Raw genomic sequence first — 23,916 nt, forward strand, 5'->3', positions numbered from 1 at the left:
ATTGCGAGGGATGCGGCGGTCGATGCGAACCGCAAGATGCGCTATCAGCTGCAGCGGGTGGCGCAGGGTTTGATTCCAGGCGAACGGGTGAAACACTGCCAGCGCAGCACCATGAGCGGCGGCGGGGTGAGCGTGTACCGCAGCAGCGAGGCCGGCGCATCCTTCGGCAATCTGACCACCTGCGGCAGCGTGTGGCATTGCCCGGTGTGCGCAGCCAAGATCACCGAACACAAGCGCATCGAACTTCAGGACGCGATCACCGCCTGGACGAAGCAAGGCGGCGAGGTGTATCTGATGAGCCAGACCTTCCCGCACCTGGATCACCAGCTGCTGGTCGACAACCTCAAGCTGTTCTCAGACGCGCAGAAGAAATTCAAGGGCAGCCGACAATACACAAGGATCCTCGAAGAGGCAGGATGCGCTGGAAGCATCCGCGCGCTGGAAGTGACCCACGGTGAGAACGGCTGGCATCCTCACACGCATACGCTGGTGTTTGCCCAGCCAGACCAGCTCAAGGTGCTCCAGCAGCTGGATATGGTCTGGATCGAGACACTCATCAAGACCGGACTGGCTGAACGCAGCCAGCTCAACGAAATGCTGCTGTTCGCCTTTGATATCCAGAACGGCGACTACGCCGCCGAGTATGTCGCGAAGTTCGGCCACGAACCCAGCGCGAAATCCAAGACGCTCACAGATTCACACTGGGGCGCATCCCACGAACTCACCAAAGGCCACGGCAAGGTTGGGCGTCGCTTGGGTGGCCGCACGCCATTCACGCTGCTGCGCGACTTCAGCGAAGGCGATGCAGCGGCCGGTGAACTGTTCATCGAATACGCAAAGCACTTCAAGGGCAAGCGCCAGTTGTTCTGGTCACCAAAGCTGCGCAAGGCGCTGGCATTGCCTGAAGAGGAAAAGACCGACGAAGAGATCGCCGCAGAAGAAGCGGTTGAGCGCGAATTCGTGACGATGCTGGATCACGAACAGTGGCGGCTGGTGTTGAGCCGCAATGCACGCTTTGAAGTCTTGAGGATCGCCGAGGACGAAGGTGCTGCAGGTGTGGCGCGATTGCTGGAAGAACTGGCAGGACGAAGACCTTCACACAGTGACCACTACTGGGAGCGAGGGCGGCGGGGGTATCACCACCTGGGCGGATTCATCGGCAACGAATTGAAAGCTTGAAAACGCTGCGCGCCGGGACCGCCAAGCCACCGACGCGCAACTCACCTTGATAGGAAAGGCTGAAATGAAGAATACCACCAAGAAGCGCAAGCCGCACAAACAGCCCAGCAAGAAGAGCAGCTGGGCATACTGGATGCAGGCCATCGAGCCGACCTCGGAAGAACTCAACAAGGCATTCCCCGACTATCACCCGCAGTGGGTGCAGTTGTCGCAGCGCACCAAGATCTCCGGAGAAAGCTTCAAGGCCATGCGCGAAATGCTGCACATGGATCGTGCGCAGTGTGCAGCCTATCTGCGTGTTGATCGCAGCAGCATTTCAAAGTGGGAGATTGGGACAACAGTTGTTCCGTTCGCTGCATTCGAGCTGCTGCGCGTCGTCTACGAAAGCGTGCATTTCAAGTTATCTCACCCCGAGTGGGATGGCTGGTTCATCGGTGCGCATGGCGAATTGAATTCGCCCGATGTTGGCGGGAGAGGATTCACGCCGGAGTTATTGAACAGCAACTTCATCACCTACAGCCTGAATGCTGGCCTTCGCAACGACTTGAAGAAGGCACAGGCAGAACTCGACGAAGCGCGCGCGGAAAACACCAAGCTGCGGCAGATGTTCGTCGCCCAAGGCGTGGTCGATGATCTGGCCGCAATGCAGAGCACGATCCAAGAACTCATGGCGCGCATCGCAACGGCCAAGATTCTGCCCTTCCCCGTCATCGAAGAACACCTTCAGGAGAAAACAGCATGAGAACGCGCCCAAGCATCACGCCATACATGAGCAGTGCCGATGAGAGCATCAACGCATCTATTTCGTTCGCCAAACTCCTCGGCCGGCTGAGAAGGTTCAGCCCCGGATACGCACCATCAAGCCGGTACCAGATGCGACTCCAGAGCAAGCGAGCAGCACGCCGCATCAAGCTGCGCACAAAACGGTGACATCATGCGATTCCTGACACACGACGAACTGGCCGAACTCACCGAGCGCAAACGCAAGGGCGAACAGATCGCTTGGCTGAAATCGAACGGCTACAGTTACGCCATCGGCGCGAACGGCCACCCTCGCGTGCTGAGCGATCACGTCCAGGCGAAACTGTGCGGCGGCATGATCGCTGCTGCGCCAGCCACGCTGGAACCGAACTGGGGCGCAATGTCGTAACGCATCATGGGCCGCAAGCGCACGATCAACCACAACCTGCCACCGAGGATGAACCTCAAGGGGAAGACGTACTATCACGTCTCGACCGACTCGCCGAGGAAGTGGACGAAGCTTGGCCAAGACTTGGCCCTTGCAAAACGCTTGTGGGCCGAGATCGAGGGAGAGCAGCCCGATCCGAATAACTGCACCTTTCGCGGGATCGCTGCGCGCTATCGCAAGGAAGTGTTCCCAACCAAGGCTTACCGCACGCAGAAGGACAACGAGAAAGAGCTGGAGAAGTTGGAAAGGGTGTTCGGCGACATGCCGATCGATGCAATCAAGCCGTTTCACATCAAGCGCTACCTGGACGAACGCGGCAAGACAGCCAAGGTGAGAGCAAACCGGGAGCGAGCCCTGTTCAGCCATGTCTTCAACTTTGCCAGGCAATACGGCTACACCGACGCACCGAACCCCTGCGCAGGCATCAAGGGGCACAAGGAAACCGCCCGCGATCGCTACATCGAAGACGATGAATTTCTGGCCGTGTGGAGCGCAACCGACCAGCCCACACAGGACGCCATGGATCTGGCGCACCTCACTGGCCAGCGCCCTGCCGATCTGCTCAAGTTCAATCGTAGCGACGTGCGCGGCAACATGCTCGCGCTGACACAGAACAAGACCGGCAAGAAATTGTTGATCGAGGTAGTGGGCGAGCTGGGCGAACTCATAAAACGCATTCTGAGCCGCTCTTACCACTCCGAGGGATGCGAGGCACTGCTGCAGGATGGAAACGGCCGGCGGCTTTCCTACGGTGCCTTGCGCAGCCGTTTCGACAAGGCACGGGAGGCGGCCGGTGTGAACTTCCAATTCCGCGATATTCGCGCCAAGACTGCGACTGACACCGATGACCTTGCCCATGCTCAAAGCCTGCTTGGCCACAAGACACGGGCCATGACTGAGCGCTACACACGTCATCGGAAAGGCGACAAGGTCCAGCCCCTGAAATGAAGAATTGTAGAAATTCAGGCCGAATTGTAGAAAAAGAAAAAGGCCTGCATCTCTGCAAGCCTTGCTAATACTGGTGGCTCGGGGCGGAATCGAACCACCGACACGCGGATTTTCAATCCGCTGCTCTACCAACTGAGCTACCGAGCCGTTTTTTCTGCCTTCCCGGACGGGTCGGTCGAAACGAAGGCGCGCATTGTAGCCATAAGCGGCATTACGGGCAACACAAAAAACGAACCCCGCACTTGGCGGGGTTCGTTTACAGCAATACGGCAGAGCCGTGCGGCTGGTTGATTACATCATACCGCCCATACCACCCATGCCGCCCATATCACCACCCATGCCGCCGGCCGGCTTGTCTTCCGGCATTTCGGCGACCATGCATGCGGTCGTCAGCATCAGGCCTGCGATGGAGGATGCGTTCTGCAACGCGGTGCGGGTCACCTTGGTCGGATCGACCACGCCCATGGCCAGCATGTCGCCATACTCGCCTGTGCCTGCGTTGTAACCAAAGCTGCCTTTGCCTTCCAGCACTTTGTTCACGACGACAGATGGCTCTTCGCCTGCATTGGCAACGATGGCGCGCAGCGGCGCTTCCATCGCGCGCAGCACGATGGTGATACCAGCGTCCTGGTCGTGGTTGTCGCCTTTCAGACCGGCAACCGCAGCCTTGGCACGCAGCAGTGCTACGCCGCCTCCGGGCACGATGCCTTCTTCAACAGCGGCACGTGTCGCGTGCAATGCATCTTCCACGCGGGCCTTCTTCTCTTTCATCTCGACTTCGGTCGCAGCGCCGACCTTGATCACTGCCACGCCGCCGGACAGCTTGGCTTTGCGCTCTTGCAGCTTCTCTTTGTCGTAGTCGCTGGAGGACTCTTCCATCTGCTTGTTGATGGTGGTGATACGCGCCTGGATGGCTTCGGTCTTGCCGTGGCCGTCGATGATGATGGTGTTGTCCTTGCCCACTTCGATACGCTTGGCTTGACCCAGATCATCCAGCGTGGCTTTTTCCAGTGTCAGACCGACTTCTTCTGCGATCACGGTAGCGCCGGTCAGGATGGCGATGTCTTCCAGCATGGCTTTGCGGCGGTCGCCGAAACCCGGTGCCTTGACGGCAACGGTCTTCAGGATGCCACGGATGTTGTTCACCACCAGTGTGGCCAGTGCTTCGCCGTCTACATCTTCAGCGATGATCAACAGCGGACGGCTGGTCTTGGCGATCTGTTCCAGTACGGGCAGCAGGTCACGAATGTTGGAGATCTTTTTGTCGTGCAGCAGGACGTAAGGATTGTCCATCGCAGCGATCTGGCGATCCTGATTGTTGATGAAGTACGGTGACAGATAGCCGCGATCGAACTGCATGCCTTCAACCACGTCCAGCTCATCTTCCAGACCGGAGCCGTCTTCGATGGTGATGACGCCTTCCTTGCCGACCTTGTCCATCGCTTCAGCGATCTTCTCGCCAACAGCGGTGTCGGAGTTGGCGGAGATGGAGCCGACTTGGGCGATCTCTTTGCTGGTGGTGCAAGGCTTGGACAGCTTCTTCAGCTCTTCAACAGCCGTGATGACTGCCTTGTCGATGCCGCGCTTCAGATCCATAGGGTTCATGCCGGCGGCGACGAACTTCATGCCTTCCTGCACGATGGACTGTGCCAGCACAGTCGCGGTTGTTGTACCGTCACCGGCCACGTCGGAGGTCTTGGAAGCGACTTCCTTGACCATCTGCGCGCCCATGTTCTCGAACTTGTCTTTCAGTTCGATCTCTTTGGCAACGGAAACGCCGTCCTTGGTGATGGTGGGAGAACCGTAGGAACGGTCCAGCACCACGTTACGGCCCTTGGGGCCCAGAGTGACTTTAACCGCGTCGGCCAGGATGTTCACACCAACGACCATCTTGCTGCGTGCGGCGTCGTGGAATTTTACGTCTTTAGCTGCCATGTCTTATTTCTCCTGAATTCGTTGAATGCTTAGGCTTCGATGATGCCGATGATGTCGTCTTCGCGCATTTGCAGCAGCTCGACACCATCCATCTTGAAAGCTTGACCGGAATACTTGCCGAACAGCACCTTGTCGCCGACCTTGACGTTCATCGGGCGAACCTTGCCGTCGTCGCCGATCTTGCCGTTGCCCACAGCGATGATTTCGCCTTGGTCCGGCTTCTCGGTTGCTGCGTCGGGGATGACGATACCGGAAGCGGTCTTGCGCTCTTCTTCCATGCGCTTGACGATGACGCGATCATGCAAAGGACGAATCTTCATGCTTATTTCTCCTAAATCAGTGAGTTGATGATTTGCGAAGGCAGGGAGTTAGCACTCTCCGCCAGCGACTGCTAATAATAGGGGCGCACCCCTCGCAATTCAAGGGTGCAAGGAAGATTTCTTTTGGGTCAGCCCAGAATCGCGCGCAACGCGAGCTCAGTTCGGGATAGACGCATTGCACGCCGGATGCTTCCAGTCGTGCCGGCAGCACGCGCTGACCTTCCAGCACGAGTGCGGCACGCTCGCCCATGGCCAGCTTGAGCATGGTCGCCGGGGCCACAAACGCTGCCGGACGACGCAGCACCGCGGCCAGGATGCGCGTGAATTCGGCATTGGTGACCGGCTTGGGCGAGGTCATATTGAACGGGCCGCTGAGTTGCTCATCCTGCAGCATGCGCAACAAGTGCTGCACATAGTCATCGATGTGGATCCAGCTCATCCATTGCTTGCCGTCCCCCAGTCGCGCCCCCAACCCCAGCCGGAACGGCGGCAGCATGCGCGCCAGCAGGCCGCCATCCTTGCTAAGGATAAGGCCGGTTCGCAGCAGACAGACGCGCACGCCGTATTGTTCAGCTTCGATAGCGGCCGACTCCCAGTCGATACAAAGCTGCGCCGGGAAGTCATCTCCCGGCCCGGAAGTCTCCACCAACTCCCGATCGCCGCGCCCGCCGTAATAGCCGATGGCGGAACCCGACAACAACACGGCAGGCTTTTGTTCGGCCTGGGCGATGCGTGCGACCAACTGCCGCGTGAGCGCGATGCGGCTGTCGCGCAGCACTTTTTTGCGACGCTCGGTCCAGGCTGCATCGACGATAGGTTCACCCGCCAGATTGATGACGGCGCCGAAATGATGGTGCGGATGCCAGTCGTCGAGCGAAGCCAGCGCCTTTACGCCTACGCCGCATTTGCCGGCAACGGAATCGGGGTGGCGACTGAATACAGTCAGGGTATGGCCTTCGGCCAGCAAGACACGACACAGGGCGCGACCGATCAGTCCCGTGCCGCCAGTGATGAGGATGTTCATGACTGTCTCCTCGTATCGGTTGAGGCTTCATCTTACGTTATGATTGCACACATGACATCAAACACTTCCCTGCTGACGCGTAGCCTGTCCGCGGTCTGGCATCCCTGCACCCAGATGAAGCGCCACGAGACCTTGCCGCTGGTACCCATCGCGCGCGGCAAAGGCGTGTGGCTCTATGATTTTGAAGGCAAACGCTATCTGGACACGGTCAGTTCCTGGTGGGTGAATCTGTTCGGACATAGCGAACCGCGCATCAACGCCGCCCTCACCGACCAGCTCGGCAAACTGGAGCACGTGATGCTGGCCGGCTTCACGCACGAACCGGTGGTGCAACTGTCGGAGCGTTTGCGCGAACTGGCCCCCCCGGGACTCGGCCATTGCTTCTACGGCTCGGACGGCGCCTCGGCCACCGAGATCGCACTGAAGATGAGCGCGCATTACTGGCGCAATCACGGCAACACACATAAAACAGAGTTCCTCAGCCTGCAGAACAGCTATCACGGCGAGACGCTGGGCGCGCTTGCGGTGACCGACGTGGCGCTGTTCCGCGACGCCTATGGCGCGCTGATCCGGCAGAACGCCACGGTGCCCAGCCCGGACTGGCGCAATGCCCAGCCGAGCGAAAGCGCTGAGGCATTTGCGTTGCGTTGCGCGGATGCACTCGACCAGCATCTGCAACGACACCACGCGCAGATCGCAGCCCTGATCGTCGAACCGCTGATCCAAGGCGCGGCGGGCATGGCGATGTACCACCCCACCTACCTGCGCGCCGCGCGCGAACTGTGTACGCGTTATGGCGTGCATCTGATCGCCGACGAGATTGCGGTCGGCATGGGCCGCACCGGCACACTGTTCGCCTGCGAACAGGCGAACATCCGGCCCGACTTCCTGCTGCTGTCCAAAGGCATCACCGGCGGCTACCTGCCTTTGTCAGTAGTGATGACCACGGACGACATCTATCAGGCCTTCTATGCCGACGAGACCGCGCGCGGTTTCCTGCATTCGCATTCCTACACCGGCAACCCGCTGGCCTGCCGCGCCGCGCTGGCGACACTGGACATCTTTGCGCAGGACGATGTGCTCAACGTCAATCGCGACAAGGCAGCTTTCCTCAACCGCATCGCCGAACCGCTGCGCACGCACCCGCGCGTGAGCAACTTCCGCAACACCGGCATGGTCTGGGCGTTCGAGGTCGAGTCGTCGCATGCGGATTTCGCACAACGCTGCTTCAGCCTCGGCCTGCAACAGGAATTGTTATTGCGCCCGATGGGCGACACGGTATATTTCATGCCGCCTTACGTCATCACCGAGGAGGAAATGCAATTGATGGTCACGCGCACGCTGGCCGTTATCAACGCACTGTTATGAAACTGCTCGTCACACTATTCATCAGCCTGATCTTTGCACTCGATGCCGGCGCCGCATCACTGCCGGTCAGCGTCACACAAGAGTTGGAGAAAGCAGGCATCCCCACCTCGGCCGTATCTATCGTAGTGCGCGAGGTCGGACACCAGAACTCCCTGATCGATCTGAATGCCCAGCGGGCGATGAATCCGGCTTCCAACATGAAGCTGCTGACCACTTATGCCGGGCTCGACCTGCTAGGCCCGGCCTATACATGGAAGACCGAGGCTTACTTGGACGGGGAGCTCTCGGATGGCGAGTTGTATGGCGACCTGATCTTGAAAGGCTACGGCGACCCCAAGTTCACCATCGAGCAGTTCTGGCTATGGCTCTCCGATCTGCGCGCGCGCGGCTTGCGCGATATCAAGGGCGATCTGGTACTCGACCGCAGCTATTTCGACCTGCAACCGCACGACCCCGCCGAATTCGACAACGACCCGCTGCGCGCCTACAACGTCGGTCCGGATGCCTTGTTGCTCAACTTCAACATCGTGCGCCTGCGTTACCTGCCTAACGGCGAAGCGCTGAATGTCGTGAGCCTGCCGCCCATCTCCGGATTCTCGCTGGAGAACCAACTCGCCCCGACCAGCGGCAAGTTCAACTGCAGCGACTGGGATGGCCGCCTTTCGGTGCAGCCCGGCGGCGACAGCGTGGTGTTGCAAGGCGACTACCCCATCGAGTGCGGCGAACGCGAACAGAGCCTGTCCGTGATGCCGCACACCCGCTACGTGGAAGCCGTCTTCCGAGCCATCTGGCAAGAACTGGGCGGCACATTAAATGGCATACAACGCGAAGGGACCGTCGCACCCAGTGCGCGATTGTTCTCCACGCATCGCTCCGAGCCTCTGATTACCGTCATTCGCGACATCAACAAATACAGCAACAATGTCATGGCGCGCCAATTGTTCCTGACGCTGGGCGAGACGCTCCCGCTGGAGAACGAACCCGGCGACATGCCGGCCGTCTTCTCCGGCAGCGAAACCAGTCGGCGCATGGGCATCGAACGCAGCATCTTCGCCATGCAAAACTGGCTGACGCGAACCGGTATGGATTTCAAGGAGTTGGTGCTGGAGAACGGTGCAGGCTTGTCGCGCATCGAACGCATCAGCGCCGCGCATATGGCCCTGTTACTGGAACATGCTGCAGCAAATCCATTCAGCGCCGAGCTGCGATCATCGTTACCGATTTTGGGTGTCGACGGTTCCGTGCAGCAACGACTGAGCGACAGCCCGGCCGCCCGCCACGCTCATCTCAAGACCGGCACACTGGAAGGTGTGAAGACACTCGCGGGTTATGTACGCTCGAAGCGCAACAAGGATTGGGTGGTAGTTTTCTTCATCAACCATCCCAATGCCAAGCACGGACAAGATGCGCAGGATGCGCTGGTCGAGTGGCTTGCGACGCGTCACTGAATTAAGCCGCACAGTTATCCTGAATCGCCGCGAAAAAATATATAGGCCTTTTTCAGAAAATATATAGGCCGTCGTTTTGGTTTACATAACCACAATCAATAAGCGACTATGCGCCTGCGAGATTTTGTTCGCGTTATTCAATAACAAAAGGAAACAGCATGAAAAAAAATATCTTGGCTCTCGCCATTTTGGCATCGTTCGCCGCACCTGCAATGGCTGGCACTTACTACATTGCCGGCGATTTCGGCACAACCACTTGGACTAACAATGCCACCTTCCCAACGCCCGGCAACGTGACCATTGCAGGCGGCTACAACTACAGTTCGCAGTTTTCCGCTGAAGTGGGTTACACCATGTTTGGCGATTCGACTCTGACTGCCGGCGGTAACAGCGCGACAGTTAAAACCTCTTCGTTATATGCTGCCGCAGTCGCCTCCTTCCCACTCAATGATCAGTTCAGCTTATTTGGCAAGCTTGGCATCACCAGCAACAAAACTGATATCTCTAGCAACTTTGGCTATAGCGCAAGCGCGTCAAAGAGCGGCATGATGTATGGTGTTGGTGCATCCTATAGCCTGTCCGAGAAAACCAGTCTGCGCGCTCAATACATAAGTCTGGGTGAATATGACAGCTCTTCAGCTCCTCTGAAAGCCAGCGTCATGAGCTTCGGCGTTGCATACGCGTTCTAATTTTTGTTATTCATTAAAAGCCGGGCGATGCCCGGCTTTTTTTCTGGCAATATCACATCACCGCCAATCAATGGCTTCTCCTGTCTGAAAATATATAAATGAAGAATTTGGCAGCGATCCCGATCGCCATTCTGATACTGACATTACCAACCATAAGTCGGGCTGATCCAATGACGACCCAGACAGGCAACGAGATCAGCCTATCTCTCGGCTCATATAAGTACGAAGAACCCGGCCTGATGTCATTGAAAGGCCTCAAGAGTGGCATCGAGCTGCGCGCGACCAAGGCATATTCGGCGCGCCTAACTTTCCTGCGCGGTGAATTACGCTATGCGGGCGGGACCGTCGACTACAGCAGCAACAGCACAGGCAGCAGCAGCGGAGAACCGGACTGGTATTTCGAAGGGCGAGCACTGATCGGCCGCGACTGGTTACTCAAGACCGCCACGATCTCCACCTATACCGGTCTCGGCTACCGCTTCCTGCTCAATGATGGGCGCGGCATCACCAGCACGGGCCACGCAGGATACCGGCGCGAGAGCACCTATATCTATCTGCCAGTGGGCATCATCTTCCGTACTGGCCTGCATAGTGGTGACGAGATGCTCGGATCGCTCGAATACGACCACCTTCTGTCCGGGAACCAGTTCAGCAAACTATCGGATGCCGGCCTCGGCTACAGTGACCTCGACAGCAAACAGACGGAGGGTTACGGCATGAAGTTGCGACTGTCCTACGTAACCGCCAGATGGTCAGCAGGACCGTACCTGCATTATTGGAACATCGCCGAATCAAACCACAACACCATCGTTCGGTATGGTGTTCCCACCACAAGCACTGGCTGGGAGCCACACAACAAAACTACTGAAATTGGTTTGGAGTTGCGCCACCCTTTCTGAATGGCTACAGCCCCAATGCACCCCACATCGCATCAACTTTCTCTTTCACCGCCGCATCCATCACGATAGGCGCGCCCCATTCGCGTTGCGTCTCGCCTGGGAACTTGTTGGTGGCGTCCAGTCCCATCTTGCCGCCGAGACCGCTCACGGGTGAAGCGAAATCCAGATAGTCGATCGGCGTGTTCTCCACCAGCAAAGTGTCGCGCACCGGATCCATGCGCGTGGTGATCGCCCACATCACTTCTTTCCAATCACGCACATCGATGTCGTCGTCCACCACGATGATGAACTTGGTATACATGAACTGGCGCAAGAAACTCCAGATACCGAACATCACACGCTTGGCGTGCCCGGCGTACTGTTTCTTGATGCTCACCACCGCCATGCGATAGCTACAGCCTTCCGGCGGCAGATAGAAATCCACGATCTCGGGGAATTGCTTTTGCAGCAGCGGCACGAACACTTCGTTCAGCGCCACGCCCAGCATCGCCGGTTCGTCGGGCGGCTTGCCGGTATAGGTGCTGTGATAGATCGGGTCGCGACGCATGGTGATGCGCTCGATGGTGAACACAGGGAACTTGTCCTGCTCGTTGTAATAACCGGTGTGGTCGCCGTATGGCCCTTCCAGCGCTATTTCGTCCGGATGAATCACGCCTTCCAGCACGATCTCGGCGGAAGCAGGTACTTGCAAGTCGCTACCGATGCACTTCACCAGTTCGGTCTTGCTACCGCGCAACAATCCCGCGAACTGATATTCGGACAATGAATCGGGCACCGGCGTGACTGCACCGAGTATGGTCGCCGGGTCTGCGCCGATCACGACCGCGACCGGATACGGCTGCCCCGGGTTCTTCTCACAGTGATCACGAAAATCCAGCGCACCGCCGCGATGCGCCAGCCAGCGCATGATCACCTTGTTCGGCCCCATCACCTGCTGGCGATAGATGCCCAAGTTCTGGCGCGCCTTGTTCGGCCCGCGTGTCACTACCAATCCCCAAGTGATGAGCGGCGCAACGTCGCCGGGCCAGCAATGCTGGATCGGCAGCTTGGAAAGATCGACATCCGCGCCTTCCCACACCACTTCCTGACATGGCGCCGATGACAAGACTTTGGGCGACATGGTCATCACTTGCTTGAGGATTGGCCATTTATCCCACGCATCTTTCAGACCTTTGGGCGGCTCCGGCTCTTTCAGATAGGCGAGCAACTTGCCCACTTCGCGCAACGCACCGATATCTTCCTCGCCCATGCCCAGTGCCACACGGCGTGGCGTACCGAACAGATTGGCGAGCACCGGCATGTTGTGGCCGGCGACGTTCTCAAACAGCAGCGCCGGTCCCTGCGCGCGCAACACGCGGTCGCAGATCTCGGTCATCTCGAGATGTGTGGAGACCGGTGCAGTGACGCGTTTGAGTTCGCCGATGCTTTCCAGTTGTGCGATGAAATCGCGCAGGTCTTTATATTCCATCAGTAGAACCTTTCCTCGCCCTCGGGGCGCGTCTTGAACCGCTTGTGCAACCAGAAATACTGTTCCGGCATCTCCAGCACGCGCTGTTCGATGAACTCGTTCATGCGGCGCGCATCTGCGATATCATCACCGCTCGGATAGTTCTCCCATGCCGGATAGAAGGTCAGCACATATCCGCCGCCACCCGGCAGCACGCGCGTGATGCTCGGCACCACCTTGGCGCCGGTCATCTGCGCGATGCGCGGCAATGAAGTCATGGTCGCCGCAGGCACTCCGAAGAACGGAATGAACGCACCATCCTTCACGCCCTGATCCTGATCCGGCGGATAGATGAAAGGCAGGTTATCGCGCATGCCTTTCAGGATGGGACGCAGCCCTTGTTGCCGCGAATACAGTCGCTGGTCGCGGAAACGCGCGCGCTTCTGCAATAACAACTCGGTCAGGTAACGACTTTTCTGATTCGCATACATGCACACGGTATCCACCTGTTGCGCCACCCATTGCCCGCCTGCGTCCATGCCGACGAAGTGCGGCGTGAGCAGGATCATGGGCTGCCCCTTCACTGCCTCGAAATGTTCCACACCTTCCACTCGGATCAATGAGTTGATGCGCTCAGCACTGGACCACCACAGGATGCAGCGCTCGATCAGGCCACGGAAAAACATCTTGAAATGGTCGCGCAACAATTGCGCGCGCGCCGCTTCGCCCATATCCGGGAAGCACAATTTGAGATTGATGTCGCCCACTCTGCGCCGCTCGCCGGCCAACAGATAGCTCAACATACCCATTACATTACCGATAGCGACGATCACGCGAAAAGGCAGGAAGTGGATCAACCACAGGATGAATACACCCAGACGAACCATCATTCGGCATTCCCTTCAACTGCAGGCGGATTCGCACCGCGCGGCACTTTGTAACGGTTATAGCTCCACAGATACTGCTCGGGATATTGGCGTATCAATGTTTCCAGCGCCGCATTCAACTGCACGGGCACAGAAACCTCCGCATCAAATCTCAGCGGTGAGATATGCAGAGCATAGCCCGCGCCGCGTGGCAGTCGCTCACCCAGGCACATCACCACTGAAGCACCACTGGCTTGGACCAACCGCCCCAGCAGTGTCATGGTGTAGGCTGGCCGCCCGAAGAATGGTGCCCATTCCCCTTCTCCGTTGCCCGGCGCCTGATCCGGCAACACCCCGATGGCCTCACCGCGCTTGAGCGCTTTAAGCAGCAGACGCACCCCGCCCAGATCGGTCGGCGCCAGTTGCATCTGGCCGCGCTCGCGGCCCTGATGCATCAACTTGTCGAGCGAGGGGTAGCGTGGCGGACGATACATGCAGGTCATCGGAAACTTCTCAGCCAGATAGAGACCGATCACTTCGAAGCAGCCAATATGCGGCGTCAGCATGATCACGCCTTTGCCTTCTGCCTGCGCAGTCTCGATATGTTCCCAGCCATGGCATGCCACCACACTGTCGACCACTTGCTGCAGGGGACGACGCCATACCCAGGGCAGTTCCAGCACGCCCCTGCCTGCTTCGCGGATATTGGCATGCAACAGCTTTCGATACTCAGAATCCGAATCGGCAAGCTTGGCAAGTCGCAGATTCTCGCGTAGCCGTGCCGCATAGCGCCCGGACGACCAGTAGACCAGCCAGCCGAACGGGCCGCCCAAGCGGTATAGCAAGGGCAACGGGAGGCGGGCAAAAAGGTCGAATAGCAAGGTCATTCAAGAAAACCCATAAATTGACTGGCGGGGGATTTGATATACTGCGCGCCCATTTAACTATTGAAGAAGTGACGGAGAGCCATGAGCGAGTTTTTCTTTACATCCGAATCCGTGTCCGAGGGCCATCCGGACAAGGTAGCAGACCAGATCTCCGATGCCATCGTGGACGCGATTCTAGCGCAGGATGCACATTCCCGCATCGCGGCAGAGACGCTGTGCAACACCGGACTGGTCGTGCTGGCGGGTGAGATCACCACTTCAGCGAACGTCGACTACATCCAGGTCGCGCGCGACACCATCAAGCGCATCGGCTACGACAACACCGAATACGGTATCGATTACAAAGGCTGCGCCGTACTGGTGGCCTACGACAAACAGAGCCCGGACATCGCGCAAGGCGTGAACCAAGCCTACGACGACAACCTCGACCAAGGCGCCGGCGACCAAGGTCTGATGTTCGGCTACGCCTGCCGTGAGACCGACGTGCTGATGCCCCTGCCTATCCACCTGTCGCACCGCATCGTCGAACGCCAGGCGCAACTGCGCCGCGACGGTCGTTTGAACTGGCTGCGCCCGGATGCCAAGTCGCAGGTCACCGTCAAATATGTGGACGGCGTGCCGGACCGCATCGACACCGTGGTGCTCTCCACCCAGCACGCGCCCGAGATGACGCTGGCGCAGATCCGCGAAGCGGCCATCGAAGAGATCATCAAACCGATCTTGCCCAAGGAACTGATCAAAGGCGACATCAAGTATCTGGTCAACCCGACCGGTCGTTTCGTCGTCGGCGGCCCGCAGGGTGACTGCGGCCTGACCGGCCGCAAGATCATCGTCGATACCTACGGTGGCGCAGCCCCGCACGGCGGCGGCGCATTCTCCGGCAAGGACCCGTCCAAGGTCGACCGCTCCGCTGCCTACGCGGGCCGTTACGTGGCGAAGAACATCGTCGCCGCCGGCTTGGCCGACAAGTGCCTGATCCAGATCTCCTACGCTATCGGCGTTGCACTGCCAACCAGCGTCATGGTCACCACTTATGGCACGGGCAAAGTGTCCGATGAGAAGATCGCCGAGCTGGTGAAACGCCATTTCGACCTGCGTCCGAAAGGCATCGTGCAGATGCTCGACCTGCTGCGTCCGATCTACCTGAAGACCGCCGCTTACGGCCACTTCGGTCGTGAAGAGCCAGAATTCCGCTGGGAGGCCACCGACAAGGCTGCCGCACTGAGGGCTGACGCAGGACTGTAATTCGTATCACCCATCCCGCCGAGGGGCGCTGCAGCAGTCACCGCAAGGTGGACCTGTCAGGCTCGGCGAGGATGGTTCAACATGTAGCAACGGCGCCCATTCATCAACTTATCGAATGAATGGAGTGCTTTATGTCTACTCAAGACTACGTAATCGCTGATATCAAACTGGCCGATTGGGGCCGCAAAGAGATCGCTATCGCCGAACACGAGATGCCCGGCCTGATGGCTATCCGCGAAGAGTTCGCCAAGACCCAACCGCTCAAAGGCGCACGTATCACAGGCAGCCTGCACATGACCATCCAGACCGCCGTGCTGATCGAGACGCTGAAGGCGCTCGGTGCGGAAGTGCGCTGGGCTTCGTGCAACATCTTCTCCACGCAGGACCACGCTGCAGCAGCTATCGCCGCCGGTGGTACACCTGTGTTCGCGGTCAAAGGCGAGACACTGGCTGAATACTGGGACTACACCCACCGCATCTTCGAATGGGCGGACGGCGGCTTGTCCAACATGATCCTGGACGATGGCGGCGACGCCACACTGTTGCTGCACCTCGGCGCACGCGCTGAAAAAGACGCATCGCTGATCAGCAAGCAAGGTTCGGAAGAGGAGACCTGCCTGTTCGCATCCATCAAGGCCAAGCTGGCACAGGACAAGACCTGGTACTCCACCCGTCTCGCCGCGATCAAAGGCGTGACCGAAGAGACCACCACCGGCGTGCACCGCCTGTACCAGATGCATGAACGCGGCGAACTCAAGTTCCCCGGCATCAACGTCAACGACTCCGTCACCAAGTCCAAGTTCGACAACCTGTACGGCTGCCGCGAATCACTGGTGGACGGCATCAAGCGCGCCACCGACGTGATGATTGCCGGCAAGATCGCCGTCATCGCCGGTTACGGCGATGTGGGCAAAGGTTCGGCACAAGCCATGCGCGCATTGTCCGCACAGGTCTGGGTGACCGAGATCGACCCGATCTGCGCGCTGCAAGCCGCGATGGAAGGCTACCGCGTGGTCACCATGGATTACGCCTGCGAACACGGCGACATCTTCGTCACCACCACCGGCAACTTCCACGTCATCACCCATGACCACATGAAGAAGATGAAGAACAACGCCATCGTGTGCAACATCGGTCACTTCGACAACGAGATCGACGTCGCCTCGCTGGAACAATACCAGTGGGAAGAGATCAAGCCGCAGGTCGACCACGTCATCTTCCCCGATGGCAAGCGCATCATCCTGCTGGCGCAAGGTCGCCTGGTGAACCTCGGTTGCGGCACCGGCCATCCGTCCTACGTGATGTCCTCTTCCTTCGCCAACCAGACCATCGCCCAGATCGAACTGTGGACAGAACGTGACTCCGGCAAATATCCGGTGGGCGTGTACACCTTGCCCAAGCATTTGGACGAAAAGGTCGCGCGCCTGCAGTTGAAGACGCTCAACGCCCAGCTGTCCACACTGACCGACCAGCAAGCCGCCTACATCAACGTACCGAAGGAAGGCCCGTACAAGGCCGACCACTATCGTTATTGATTAACGACTTGCAGGTATGATGGCGAGGGGCGGACGTCAGGTTCGCCCCTCTTAACTTGTATCTTGGGAATATGCTGCTACGACTACTACTCATCTGGAGCCTTAACTCACTGGCGTTGATCGCCGTGGCGAGCTTCGTGCCGGGTATCCATGTGGACGGTTTCATGGCCGCCTTCGTGGCTGCGCTGGTGCTGGGGCTGGTGAACACATTGATCAGACCGATCTTCCTGGTGCTGACATTGCCGGTCACCGTGCTTTCATTGGGACTGTTCATCCTGGTCATCAATGGCCTGATGTTCTGGTTCGCGGGCTCCATCCTGCGCGGTTTCGTGGTCGACAGTTTCTGGCATGCCGTGTTGGGTGCCCTGCTGTTCAGTATATTTTCATGGGCGCTGTCCGCAGCCGCCGCACAACTATTGGTGAGGAAACATGGGAAATCCAACCACCCCGATCAGCTTTGAATTCTTCCCTCCGCAAACGCCGGAGGGTGCCACCAAACTGACTGCCGCACGCCAACGGCTGGCCGCATTCAAGCCGGAGTTCTTCTCCGTCACATTCGGCGCAGGCGGTTCCACGCAGGACCGTACGCTGGAGACCATTAAGCAGATCCACGCGGAAGGTCACAGCGCCGCCCCGCACCTTTCCTGCGTGGGCAGCACGCGCGAGAATATCCGCGGGCTGCTGAACATCTATAAGGATATGGGCATCAAGCGCATCGTCGCCCTGCGCGGCGACCTGCCTTCCGGCATGGCCAGCATCGGCGAGTTCCAGTATGCCAACGAGCTGGTGAGTTTCATCCGCGCGCAGACCGGGGAACACTTCCATATCGAAGTGGCCGCCTATCCGGAGTTCCATCCGCAGGCGAATTCGGCACGCGAAGACATGCTCAACTACAAGCGCAAGATCAACGCGGGTGCGAACTCTGCCATCACGCAGTATTTCTTTAACGCCGACGCCTACTTCCGTTTCGTGGAAGAGACACGCAAGCTGGGCGTGGAAGCGCCCGTCGTGCCCGGCATCATGCCCATCGTGCGTTACTCGCAACTGGCGCGCTTCTCCGACATGTGCGGCGCCGAGATCCCGCGCTGGATGCGCAAGACCATGGAAGGCTACGGCGACGATGTGGAGTCGGTGCAGAACTTCGGTCTCGATGTCGTGTCCCAACTGTGCGAGAAGCTCATCGCGGGCGGCGCGCCCGCACTGCATTTCTACACCCTGAATCAGGCCAAGGCCTCCATCGATATCCTGCAACGTCTGGGCTATCGCGCGTAATTTTAAGCAAGTTGAAACCATGAAGAAACCCGAACTGTTGTTGCCCGCCGCCTCACTGGAAAAGATGCGCACCGCCTACGCCTACGGTGCAGACGCGGTGTATGCCGGCCAGCCGCGTTACTCGCTGCGTGTGCGCAACAACGAGTTCATGATGGAGCAGCTTTCGCAGGGCATCGAAGAAGCACATGCGCTGGGCAAGCAGTTCTACGTCGCCAGCAATCTGATGCCGCACAACGCCAAGCTGAAGACCTACATGGCGGACATGGAGCCCATCATCAGGATGAAACCGGATGCGCTGATCATGGCCGACCCCGGCCTGATCGCCATGGTGCGCGAAAAGTGGCCGGAGCAGGTCATCCACCTCTCGGTGCAGGCCAACACCGTCAACTACGCGGCGGTGAAATTCTGGAAGTCCATCGGCCTGTCGCGCGTCATTTTGTCGCGCGAACTGTCACTGGACGAGATCGAAGAGATCCGCCAGCAATGCCCGGACATGGAGCTGGAGGTGTTCGTGCACGGCGCGCTGTGCATCGCCTATTCCGGTCGTTGCCTGCTGTCCGGCTACTTCAACCATCGCGACGCCAATCAGGGCACCTGCACTAACTCCTGCCGCTGGGATTACAAGGTGGAAAACGCCGCCGAAGACGGTACGGGGCATATCCAGAAGATCGACTTCGATTTCGACAAGGCACTGGGTGAAAGTGCACTGTCCGATTGCGGTTCGCAACCGCGCCATCCGCTGGCCGACCGCGTGTATATGATCTCACGACCTGACCATCCGGAAGAACTGATGCCCGTGCTGGAAGACGAGCACGGCACCTACATCATGAACTCCAAAGACCTGCGCGCAGTGGAGCATGTTGAGAAACTGGTGAAGATCGGTATCGATTCGCTGAAAGTGGAAGGCCGCACCAAGTCCATCTACTACGTGGCGCGTACCGCGCAGGTGTACCGTCAGGCCATCGACGATGCGATGAAGAACCGTCCTTTCGACCTGAAGCTGCTGGGAGCACTGGATGCACTCGCCAGCCGCGGCTACACCGACGGCTTCTACGAGCGCCACCATACGCACGAGCAGCAGAACTACATGCGCGGCCACTCCGAGAGTTTCCGCCAGCAGTATGTCGGCAATATCGTCGCCTGCGCGGACGGCATGGCCAAGATTGCCGTGAAGAACAAGTTCTCTGTCGGCGACAAGCTGGAGATCATCCATCCCTCCGGCAACAGCATCGTCGAGCTGAGCGAGATGACGAATCTGGATGGCGAAGCGCTCTCCGTTGCACCGGGCAGCGGCCACCATGTGCGCATTCCGATGCAGGGCGATCTGGCTAACGGCATGATCGCGCGCTTTATTTGATCTCCCTTTGAACTCCACGGGATCCTGTTTGTCTACAGCGCCGCCCCTTATAACCCATCAGGAGACGAACGATGAATTGGCATAACACAACCCTGCGCTACGGTTCACTTTCCATCGGCCTGCACTGGCTGATGTTTTTGGTGTTCGTCGGCGTGTACGGCAGCATCGAACTGCGCGAACTGTTCGAGAAAGGCAGCGACCCGCGCGAGATGCTGAAATCCTGGCACTTCATGCTCGGCATATTGCTGTTCGTGCTGGTATTGCCGCGCATCGCCGCGCGCCTGAGTGGCCCCGCCCCCGCCATCACGCCCGAACCTGAGAAGATCCAGCAACTCGCCGGCAAGCTGTTGCATCTGGCGCTGTATGTGTTGATGATCGCCATGCCGATCAGCGGCTATCTGCTGCTCAGTGCCGCCGGTAAACCCATCCCCTTCTTCGGACTGGAACTGCCCGCACTGATCGATACCGACAAAGAACTGGCCAAGCAGATCAAGGAAGTGCATGAATTCGTCGGCAGCGCCGGTTACTTCCTGATCGGCGCGCATTTCGTGGCGGCGCTCTATCACCACTTCATCGTGCGCGACAACACCATGACGCGCATGCTGCCGGAAAAGAAATGAACCCGCTGCATGAGCCTGCGTGACCAGATAGCAGAAAGATTGACCGCGCTCTACCGGCGCACAGGCTTCAATCCGAGCGCGACGAAGTTCATCCTGATCTTCGCCGCGCTCAACGGCGTGCTGTATCACCTGCCGCTGTATTCCTTCGCCGTCAAAGACCTCGCCCCGCTCACTTTGCCGAGCACCCTCACGCTGGTGACGCTGTTCGTGCTGGTGATGCTGCTGACGGTACTGGCGATGTTCCTGTTCGCGCTGGTATCGCAACGGCTGCTCAAACCGCTGGCGATGCTGATCGTGTTCAGCAATGCCTTCGCGCTGTATTTCATCCAGGCCTATCAGGTCGTGCTGGACAAGGCGATGATGGGCAACGTGTTCAACACCAACACCAGCGAAGCGGGCAGCTATCTCAGCTACTCGTTCCTGTGGCATGTGCTGCTGTTCGGCGTGTTGCCCGCCTGGCTGATCTCGCGTGTCACCATCCGGCATGTGTCGCGCCTGCGCACCATCGCCGCCCTGCTGCTCTCGTTCGTAGTCGGCATCGGCTGGCTATATGGCAACGCGCAGAGCTGGCTATGGATAGACAAGCACGGACGCAAACTGGGCGGCATGATCCTGCCCTGGTCGTATGTGATCAACGCGACGCGCTATCAGACGGAAAAAGCCATGCAGTCGCGCGAACTAGAATTACTACCCGCCGCGCACTTCACCGCACAAGGCAAGACCATAGTAGTGCTGGTGATCGGCGAATCGGCCCGCGCGGCGAACTTCTCGCTGTACGGCTATGCGCGCGACACCAATCCCCTACTGCAGAAAGCAGGCGTCACCGCCCTGCGTGCCGCGCGTGCCTGCTCCACCTACACCACTGCCTCGCTGCAATGCATGCTCTCGCATGTCGACACCGGCAACACGCTGTTCCACAGCCACGAAGCGCTGCCCAGCTATCTGCAGCGCAGCGGCATAGACACTATCTGGCTCACGCGCAACTGGGGCGAACCGCCGCTCAAGGTGCATACCTATCTGCGTGACACCGACATCCGCAGCAGCTGCAGTGGTCCGCATTGCGACTACGATGAAGTGCTGCTCACCGGCCTGACGCAGCGCATCGCCGACACCGCCAGCGACAAGGTGTTCGTCGTACTGCACCAGTCCGGCAGCCACGGCCCGGATTATTACAACCATTATCCGGCGGACGGCGAGCAGTTCACCCCTGTGTGCCGCTCGGTGCAATTGCAGGACTGCACGCCCGACACAGTGACCAATGCCTACGACAACACCATCCTCTACACCGACCGCTTCCTGTCCGGGACCATCTCCGTGCTGCGCGCGATCCCGGATGCACAGACGATGATGATGTACATCTCCGACCACGGCGAATCGCTAGGCGAGTATGGCTTATACTTGCACGGCACCCCGTATTCGCTGGCGCCCGACGTGCAGAAGGACATCCCCTACATCGTGTGGATGTCCGACGCGTTCAAGCAACACAAGACGCTGGCAGCCGATGCGGCGCTGTCGCATGCCAAGCATGCGCAGCAGACGGTGTTCCACAGCATCATGGGCGCATTCGATCTGCGCAGCGACATCTATGACCCCAAGCTGGACATCTTCACCGATGCCGCGAACAAGAAACGATAAGGAAACCGCTTGAGCACCTGGCGCGACTCTCTGCCGAAGAAACGCCCGATGGGTTTCATCGCCGCCTGCATGCTGAGTCTGCTGGTCTGCGTGTTCTATCCGTCCGACCTTGCCAGCTATCGCGAGACACTGAATGCCGAGCGACCATTCTGGGTCGAGCCTACCGAAACCAAACTGCGCTTCGTCAATACCATCGCCCAGGTCGCCATGCCGCTGCTGCTGCGTGACAAGGAAGGCATGGTGCAACTGCTCGCGCTGGCCGTCACCGCCACCGTCGCCACACAAGGCTTGAAACGCATCGTCAATGATGTTGAGGTCGGCGGCACACGCATCGGTGAACGCCCCTACGCGCCAGACAGCCGCCACAACATGCCCTCCGGCCACTCGTCGATGTCGTCATGCGCCGTGTACTTCGTGGCGCGCCGCTACGGTGCCTGGCACCTGCTCTATCTGCTGCCCATCCTGCTGCTCACCATGGGCGCACGCCTGATGCTGGACGCCCACACGCTCTCCGCCGTGCTCGCCGGTTGCCTGATCGGCTTCATCTGCGCCGCGTGGTTCACCTCGCCCTATCGAAAGAAAAAACCAGAAGAGACCACGCCATGATCCTCTCCGCCCTCTCCCAGTCCGAGCGTTACGAAGCACTGCACCCGCTGTTCGCCCGTGCCTTCGCACACATTCGCAGCACCGATTTCTTCAGCCTCGCACCGGGACGCTATCCCATCATCGGTGACGAGCTGATCGCCATCGTGGAACAGGTGCCAGCAAAGACCAAAGAGATGGCGAAGCTGGAAGCGCATCGACGTTACATCGACATCCAACTGGTGCTGGAAGGTGACGAGACGATGGGATGGAAACCGCTGGCGGACTGCCTGAATCCGGTGAGCGAACACAGTGCCGAGAAGGACATCCGTTTCTTCCACGATGCACCGGCTTCATACGTGCCGGTGCCGCCGGATCATTTCTGCATCTTCTTCCCAGAGGATGCGCACGCACCGCTGGTGGGAACCGGCACGGTGCGCAAAGTGATCTTCAAGGTGGCGGTAAATCCCGCCTAGTCGCATGTCATTCCCGCGCAGGCGGGAATCCAGTCAAATGCAGATTCCTGCAACGCATGACAAAACCAAAGGCATTTTGAACAAACCTGCTGGATTCCGGCCTACGCTGGAATGACGGAAGGCTAGTGGTCGTCGAACGCCACGTCGCCCTCGGCGACGCTATCTCCCGCCTTGATACCCTTGAAGTCGAACAGGCTGCCGTCCAGAAGGTGCGAGGGGCGCACGTTCTGCATGGCGGTGAAGATGGTCTGTGAACGTCCCGGATACTGGCGCTCCCAGTCGGTCAGCATCTGCTTGATGTTCTGGCGCTGCAGGTTCTCCTGCGAGCCGCACAGGTTGCAGGGGATGATGGGGAACTCCATGCCGCGCGCGTAGCGGGCGATGTCCTTCTCGGCGCAATAGGCGAGCGGACGGATCACTACATGGTCGCCCTTGTCGGTCACCAGCTTGGGCGGCATGGCCTTCAGCTTGCCGCCGAAGAACATGTTTAGGAATAACGTCTCCACCATGTCGTCGCGGTGATGCCCCAGCGCGATCTTGTTCGCGCCCAGTTCGCCCGCCACCTTGTAGATGATGCCGCGGCGCAGACGCGAGCACAGCGAACAGGTGGTCTTACCCTCGGGGATCTTCTCTTTGACGATGGAGTAGGTGTCCTGTGCTTCGATATGGAAATCGACACCGAGGTTCTTCAGGTAATTCGGCAATACATCTTCGGGAAATCCCGGCTGTTTCTGATCGAGGTTCATCGCGATCAACTTGAAGTCGATGGGCGCGCGCTTCTGCAACGTCCGCAAGATATCCAGCAACGTATAGGAATCCTTGCCGCCGGACAGGCACACCATCACCACATCGCCGTCCTCGATCATGTTGAAGTCGCCGATGGCTTTGCCGACCGAACTTTCCAAGCGCCCCTTGAGACGGTTGAAATTGGTGGAGTGATGTTCGAAATGGATGGGTTGTACGATGTCGTTCATATGAAAATATAAAATCAAAGT

The 23,916-nt window shown here is 58.8% G+C and carries 24 protein-coding genes, 1 tRNA gene and 1 riboswitch; of the genes, 17 read left to right on the forward strand and 8 right to left on the reverse strand.

Going from position 1 to position 23,916, the window contains the following annotated elements; genetic code table 11:
* Nucleotides 1-36 precede the first annotated feature (36 nt).
* From ACYCZ5_RS08370 to ACYCZ5_RS08385, 4 genes are all read left to right on the forward strand, one after another.
* Entirely contained in the window at nucleotides 37-1,179 is a 1,143-nt protein-coding gene (locus ACYCZ5_RS08370; protein WP_461544339.1) for a hypothetical protein, read from the forward strand.
* Nucleotides 1,180-1,243: 64 nt separating this feature from the next.
* The gene (locus tag ACYCZ5_RS08375; RefSeq protein WP_461544340.1) at nucleotides 1,244-1,921 is read left to right on the forward strand and encodes a hypothetical protein; all 678 of its coding nucleotides are present in this window, start codon (nucleotides 1,244-1,246) and stop codon (nucleotides 1,919-1,921) included.
* Between the two features lie 192 nt (nucleotides 1,922-2,113).
* A complete protein-coding gene (locus tag ACYCZ5_RS08380) occupies nucleotides 2,114-2,329 on the forward strand; it encodes a DUF4224 domain-containing protein (RefSeq protein ID WP_461544341.1) in 216 nt (71 codons plus the stop codon).
* Nucleotides 2,330-2,335: 6 nt separating this feature from the next.
* Nucleotides 2,336-3,316, forward strand: a complete 981-nt coding sequence (locus tag ACYCZ5_RS08385; RefSeq protein WP_461544342.1) for a tyrosine-type recombinase/integrase — start codon at nucleotides 2,336-2,338, stop codon at nucleotides 3,314-3,316.
* A 71-nt stretch (nucleotides 3,317-3,387) separates the two neighbouring features.
* Here ACYCZ5_RS08385 and ACYCZ5_RS08390 read toward each other — a convergent pair.
* The 4 genes from ACYCZ5_RS08390 to ACYCZ5_RS08405 all read right to left on the reverse strand — a co-directional run bounded on the left by ACYCZ5_RS08390 (nucleotide 3,388) and on the right by ACYCZ5_RS08405 (nucleotide 6,595).
* Nucleotides 3,388-3,463, reverse strand: a tRNA-Phe gene (locus ACYCZ5_RS08390).
* 144 nt (nucleotides 3,464-3,607) lie between these two features.
* Nucleotides 3,608-5,251, reverse strand: coding sequence for a chaperonin GroEL (gene groL / locus ACYCZ5_RS08395; protein ID WP_461544343.1), 1,644 nt, complete (start codon nucleotides 5,249-5,251; stop codon nucleotides 3,608-3,610).
* 29 nt (nucleotides 5,252-5,280) lie between these two features.
* A complete protein-coding gene (locus ACYCZ5_RS08400; protein ID WP_461544344.1) occupies nucleotides 5,281-5,571 on the reverse strand; it encodes a co-chaperone GroES in 291 nt (96 codons plus the stop codon).
* A 16-nt stretch (nucleotides 5,572-5,587) separates the two neighbouring features.
* The gene (locus ACYCZ5_RS08405) at nucleotides 5,588-6,595 is read right to left on the reverse strand and encodes a TIGR01777 family oxidoreductase (RefSeq protein WP_461544345.1); all 1,008 of its coding nucleotides are present in this window, start codon (nucleotides 6,593-6,595) and stop codon (nucleotides 5,588-5,590) included.
* Nucleotides 6,596-6,646: 51 nt separating this feature from the next.
* Here ACYCZ5_RS08405 and bioA point away from each other — a divergent pair, with 51 nt between their 5' ends.
* The 4 genes from bioA to ACYCZ5_RS08425 all read left to right on the forward strand — a co-directional run bounded on the left by bioA (nucleotide 6,647) and on the right by ACYCZ5_RS08425 (nucleotide 10,999).
* Nucleotides 6,647-7,963 (forward strand): adenosylmethionine--8-amino-7-oxononanoate transaminase, encoded by a 1,317-nt coding sequence (gene bioA, locus ACYCZ5_RS08410; RefSeq protein WP_461544346.1) that lies wholly within the window; start codon nucleotides 6,647-6,649, stop codon nucleotides 7,961-7,963.
* Entirely contained in the window at nucleotides 7,960-9,411 is a 1,452-nt protein-coding gene (gene dacB, locus ACYCZ5_RS08415; RefSeq protein ID WP_461544347.1) for a D-alanyl-D-alanine carboxypeptidase/D-alanyl-D-alanine endopeptidase, read from the forward strand. The genes bioA and dacB overlap by 4 nt, the downstream gene beginning before the upstream one ends.
* 158 nt (nucleotides 9,412-9,569) lie before the next feature.
* A complete protein-coding gene (locus ACYCZ5_RS08420) occupies nucleotides 9,570-10,100 on the forward strand; it encodes a porin family protein (RefSeq protein ID WP_461544348.1) in 531 nt (176 codons plus the stop codon).
* Between the two features lie 170 nt (nucleotides 10,101-10,270).
* Nucleotides 10,271-10,999 carry a hypothetical protein gene (locus ACYCZ5_RS08425; RefSeq protein WP_461544349.1) on the forward strand — a complete coding sequence of 243 codons (729 nt, stop codon included), beginning with the start codon at nucleotides 10,271-10,273 and terminating at the stop codon, nucleotides 10,997-10,999.
* Nucleotides 11,000-11,003: 4 nt separating this feature from the next.
* On the opposite strand, the gene ubiD is transcribed toward ACYCZ5_RS08425, so the two are convergent.
* From ubiD to ACYCZ5_RS08440, 3 genes are read right to left on the reverse strand one after another with little or no spacing between them, the layout of a single operon-like run.
* Entirely contained in the window at nucleotides 11,004-12,467 is a 1,464-nt protein-coding gene (gene ubiD / locus ACYCZ5_RS08430) for a 4-hydroxy-3-polyprenylbenzoate decarboxylase (protein ID WP_461544350.1), read from the reverse strand.
* Nucleotides 12,467-13,336: an LpxL/LpxP family acyltransferase gene (locus tag ACYCZ5_RS08435; RefSeq protein WP_461544351.1), complete on the reverse strand. Its 870-nt coding sequence runs from the start codon at nucleotides 13,334-13,336 to the stop codon at nucleotides 12,467-12,469. Before ACYCZ5_RS08435 ends, ubiD begins: the two co-directional genes overlap by 1 nt.
* On the reverse strand, nucleotides 13,333-14,199 hold the full coding sequence (locus ACYCZ5_RS08440; protein WP_461544352.1) for a lysophospholipid acyltransferase family protein: 867 nt from the start codon (nucleotides 14,197-14,199) through the stop codon (nucleotides 13,333-13,335). The genes ACYCZ5_RS08435 and ACYCZ5_RS08440 overlap by 4 nt, the downstream gene beginning before the upstream one ends.
* A gap of 81 nt (nucleotides 14,200-14,280) precedes the next feature.
* Between ACYCZ5_RS08440 and metK the strand changes: the two genes are divergently transcribed.
* The 9 genes from metK to ACYCZ5_RS08485 all read left to right on the forward strand — a co-directional run bounded on the left by metK (nucleotide 14,281) and on the right by ACYCZ5_RS08485 (nucleotide 22,921).
* A complete protein-coding gene (metK, locus tag ACYCZ5_RS08445) occupies nucleotides 14,281-15,444 on the forward strand; it encodes a methionine adenosyltransferase (protein ID WP_461544353.1) in 1,164 nt (387 codons plus the stop codon).
* A gap of 14 nt (nucleotides 15,445-15,458) precedes the next feature.
* Nucleotides 15,459-15,549, forward strand: a riboswitch (S-adenosyl-L-homocysteine riboswitch).
* A gap of 26 nt (nucleotides 15,550-15,575) precedes the next feature.
* Nucleotides 15,576-16,979 carry an adenosylhomocysteinase gene (gene ahcY, locus ACYCZ5_RS08450; protein WP_461544354.1) on the forward strand — a complete coding sequence of 468 codons (1,404 nt, stop codon included), beginning with the start codon at nucleotides 15,576-15,578 and terminating at the stop codon, nucleotides 16,977-16,979.
* A gap of 71 nt (nucleotides 16,980-17,050) precedes the next feature.
* Complete coding sequence (locus tag ACYCZ5_RS08455; RefSeq protein ID WP_461544355.1) at nucleotides 17,051-17,440, forward strand: phage holin family protein; 390 nt, start codon at nucleotides 17,051-17,053, stop codon at nucleotides 17,438-17,440.
* Nucleotides 17,409-18,251, forward strand: coding sequence for a methylenetetrahydrofolate reductase [NAD(P)H] (gene metF, locus ACYCZ5_RS08460; RefSeq protein WP_461544356.1), 843 nt, complete (start codon nucleotides 17,409-17,411; stop codon nucleotides 18,249-18,251). The genes ACYCZ5_RS08455 and metF overlap by 32 nt, the downstream gene beginning before the upstream one ends.
* A gap of 19 nt (nucleotides 18,252-18,270) precedes the next feature.
* Nucleotides 18,271-19,608, forward strand: coding sequence for a prephenate-dependent tRNA uridine(34) hydroxylase TrhP (trhP, locus tag ACYCZ5_RS08465; protein ID WP_461544357.1), 1,338 nt, complete (start codon nucleotides 18,271-18,273; stop codon nucleotides 19,606-19,608).
* Nucleotides 19,609-19,679: 71 nt separating this feature from the next.
* Nucleotides 19,680-20,228 (forward strand): cytochrome b, encoded by a 549-nt coding sequence (locus ACYCZ5_RS08470; RefSeq protein WP_461544358.1) that lies wholly within the window; start codon nucleotides 19,680-19,682, stop codon nucleotides 20,226-20,228.
* Nucleotides 20,229-20,237: 9 nt separating this feature from the next.
* Entirely contained in the window at nucleotides 20,238-21,863 is a 1,626-nt protein-coding gene (eptA, locus tag ACYCZ5_RS08475; RefSeq protein ID WP_461544359.1) for a phosphoethanolamine--lipid A transferase EptA, read from the forward strand.
* A 9-nt stretch (nucleotides 21,864-21,872) separates the two neighbouring features.
* On the forward strand, nucleotides 21,873-22,469 hold the full coding sequence (gene lpxE, locus ACYCZ5_RS08480; RefSeq protein ID WP_461544360.1) for a lipid A 1-phosphatase LpxE: 597 nt from the start codon (nucleotides 21,873-21,875) through the stop codon (nucleotides 22,467-22,469).
* Nucleotides 22,466-22,921, forward strand: a complete 456-nt coding sequence (locus ACYCZ5_RS08485) for a NanQ anomerase/TabA/YiaL family protein (RefSeq protein ID WP_461544361.1) — start codon at nucleotides 22,466-22,468, stop codon at nucleotides 22,919-22,921. Before lpxE ends, ACYCZ5_RS08485 begins: the two co-directional genes overlap by 4 nt.
* A gap of 122 nt (nucleotides 22,922-23,043) precedes the next feature.
* On the opposite strand, the gene ttcA is transcribed toward ACYCZ5_RS08485, so the two are convergent.
* On the reverse strand, nucleotides 23,044-23,895 hold the full coding sequence (gene ttcA, locus ACYCZ5_RS08490; protein WP_461544362.1) for a tRNA 2-thiocytidine(32) synthetase TtcA: 852 nt from the start codon (nucleotides 23,893-23,895) through the stop codon (nucleotides 23,044-23,046).
* Between the last annotated feature and the right edge of the window lie 21 nt (nucleotides 23,896-23,916).

It is taken from the genome of Sideroxydans sp. (assembly GCF_054604835.1).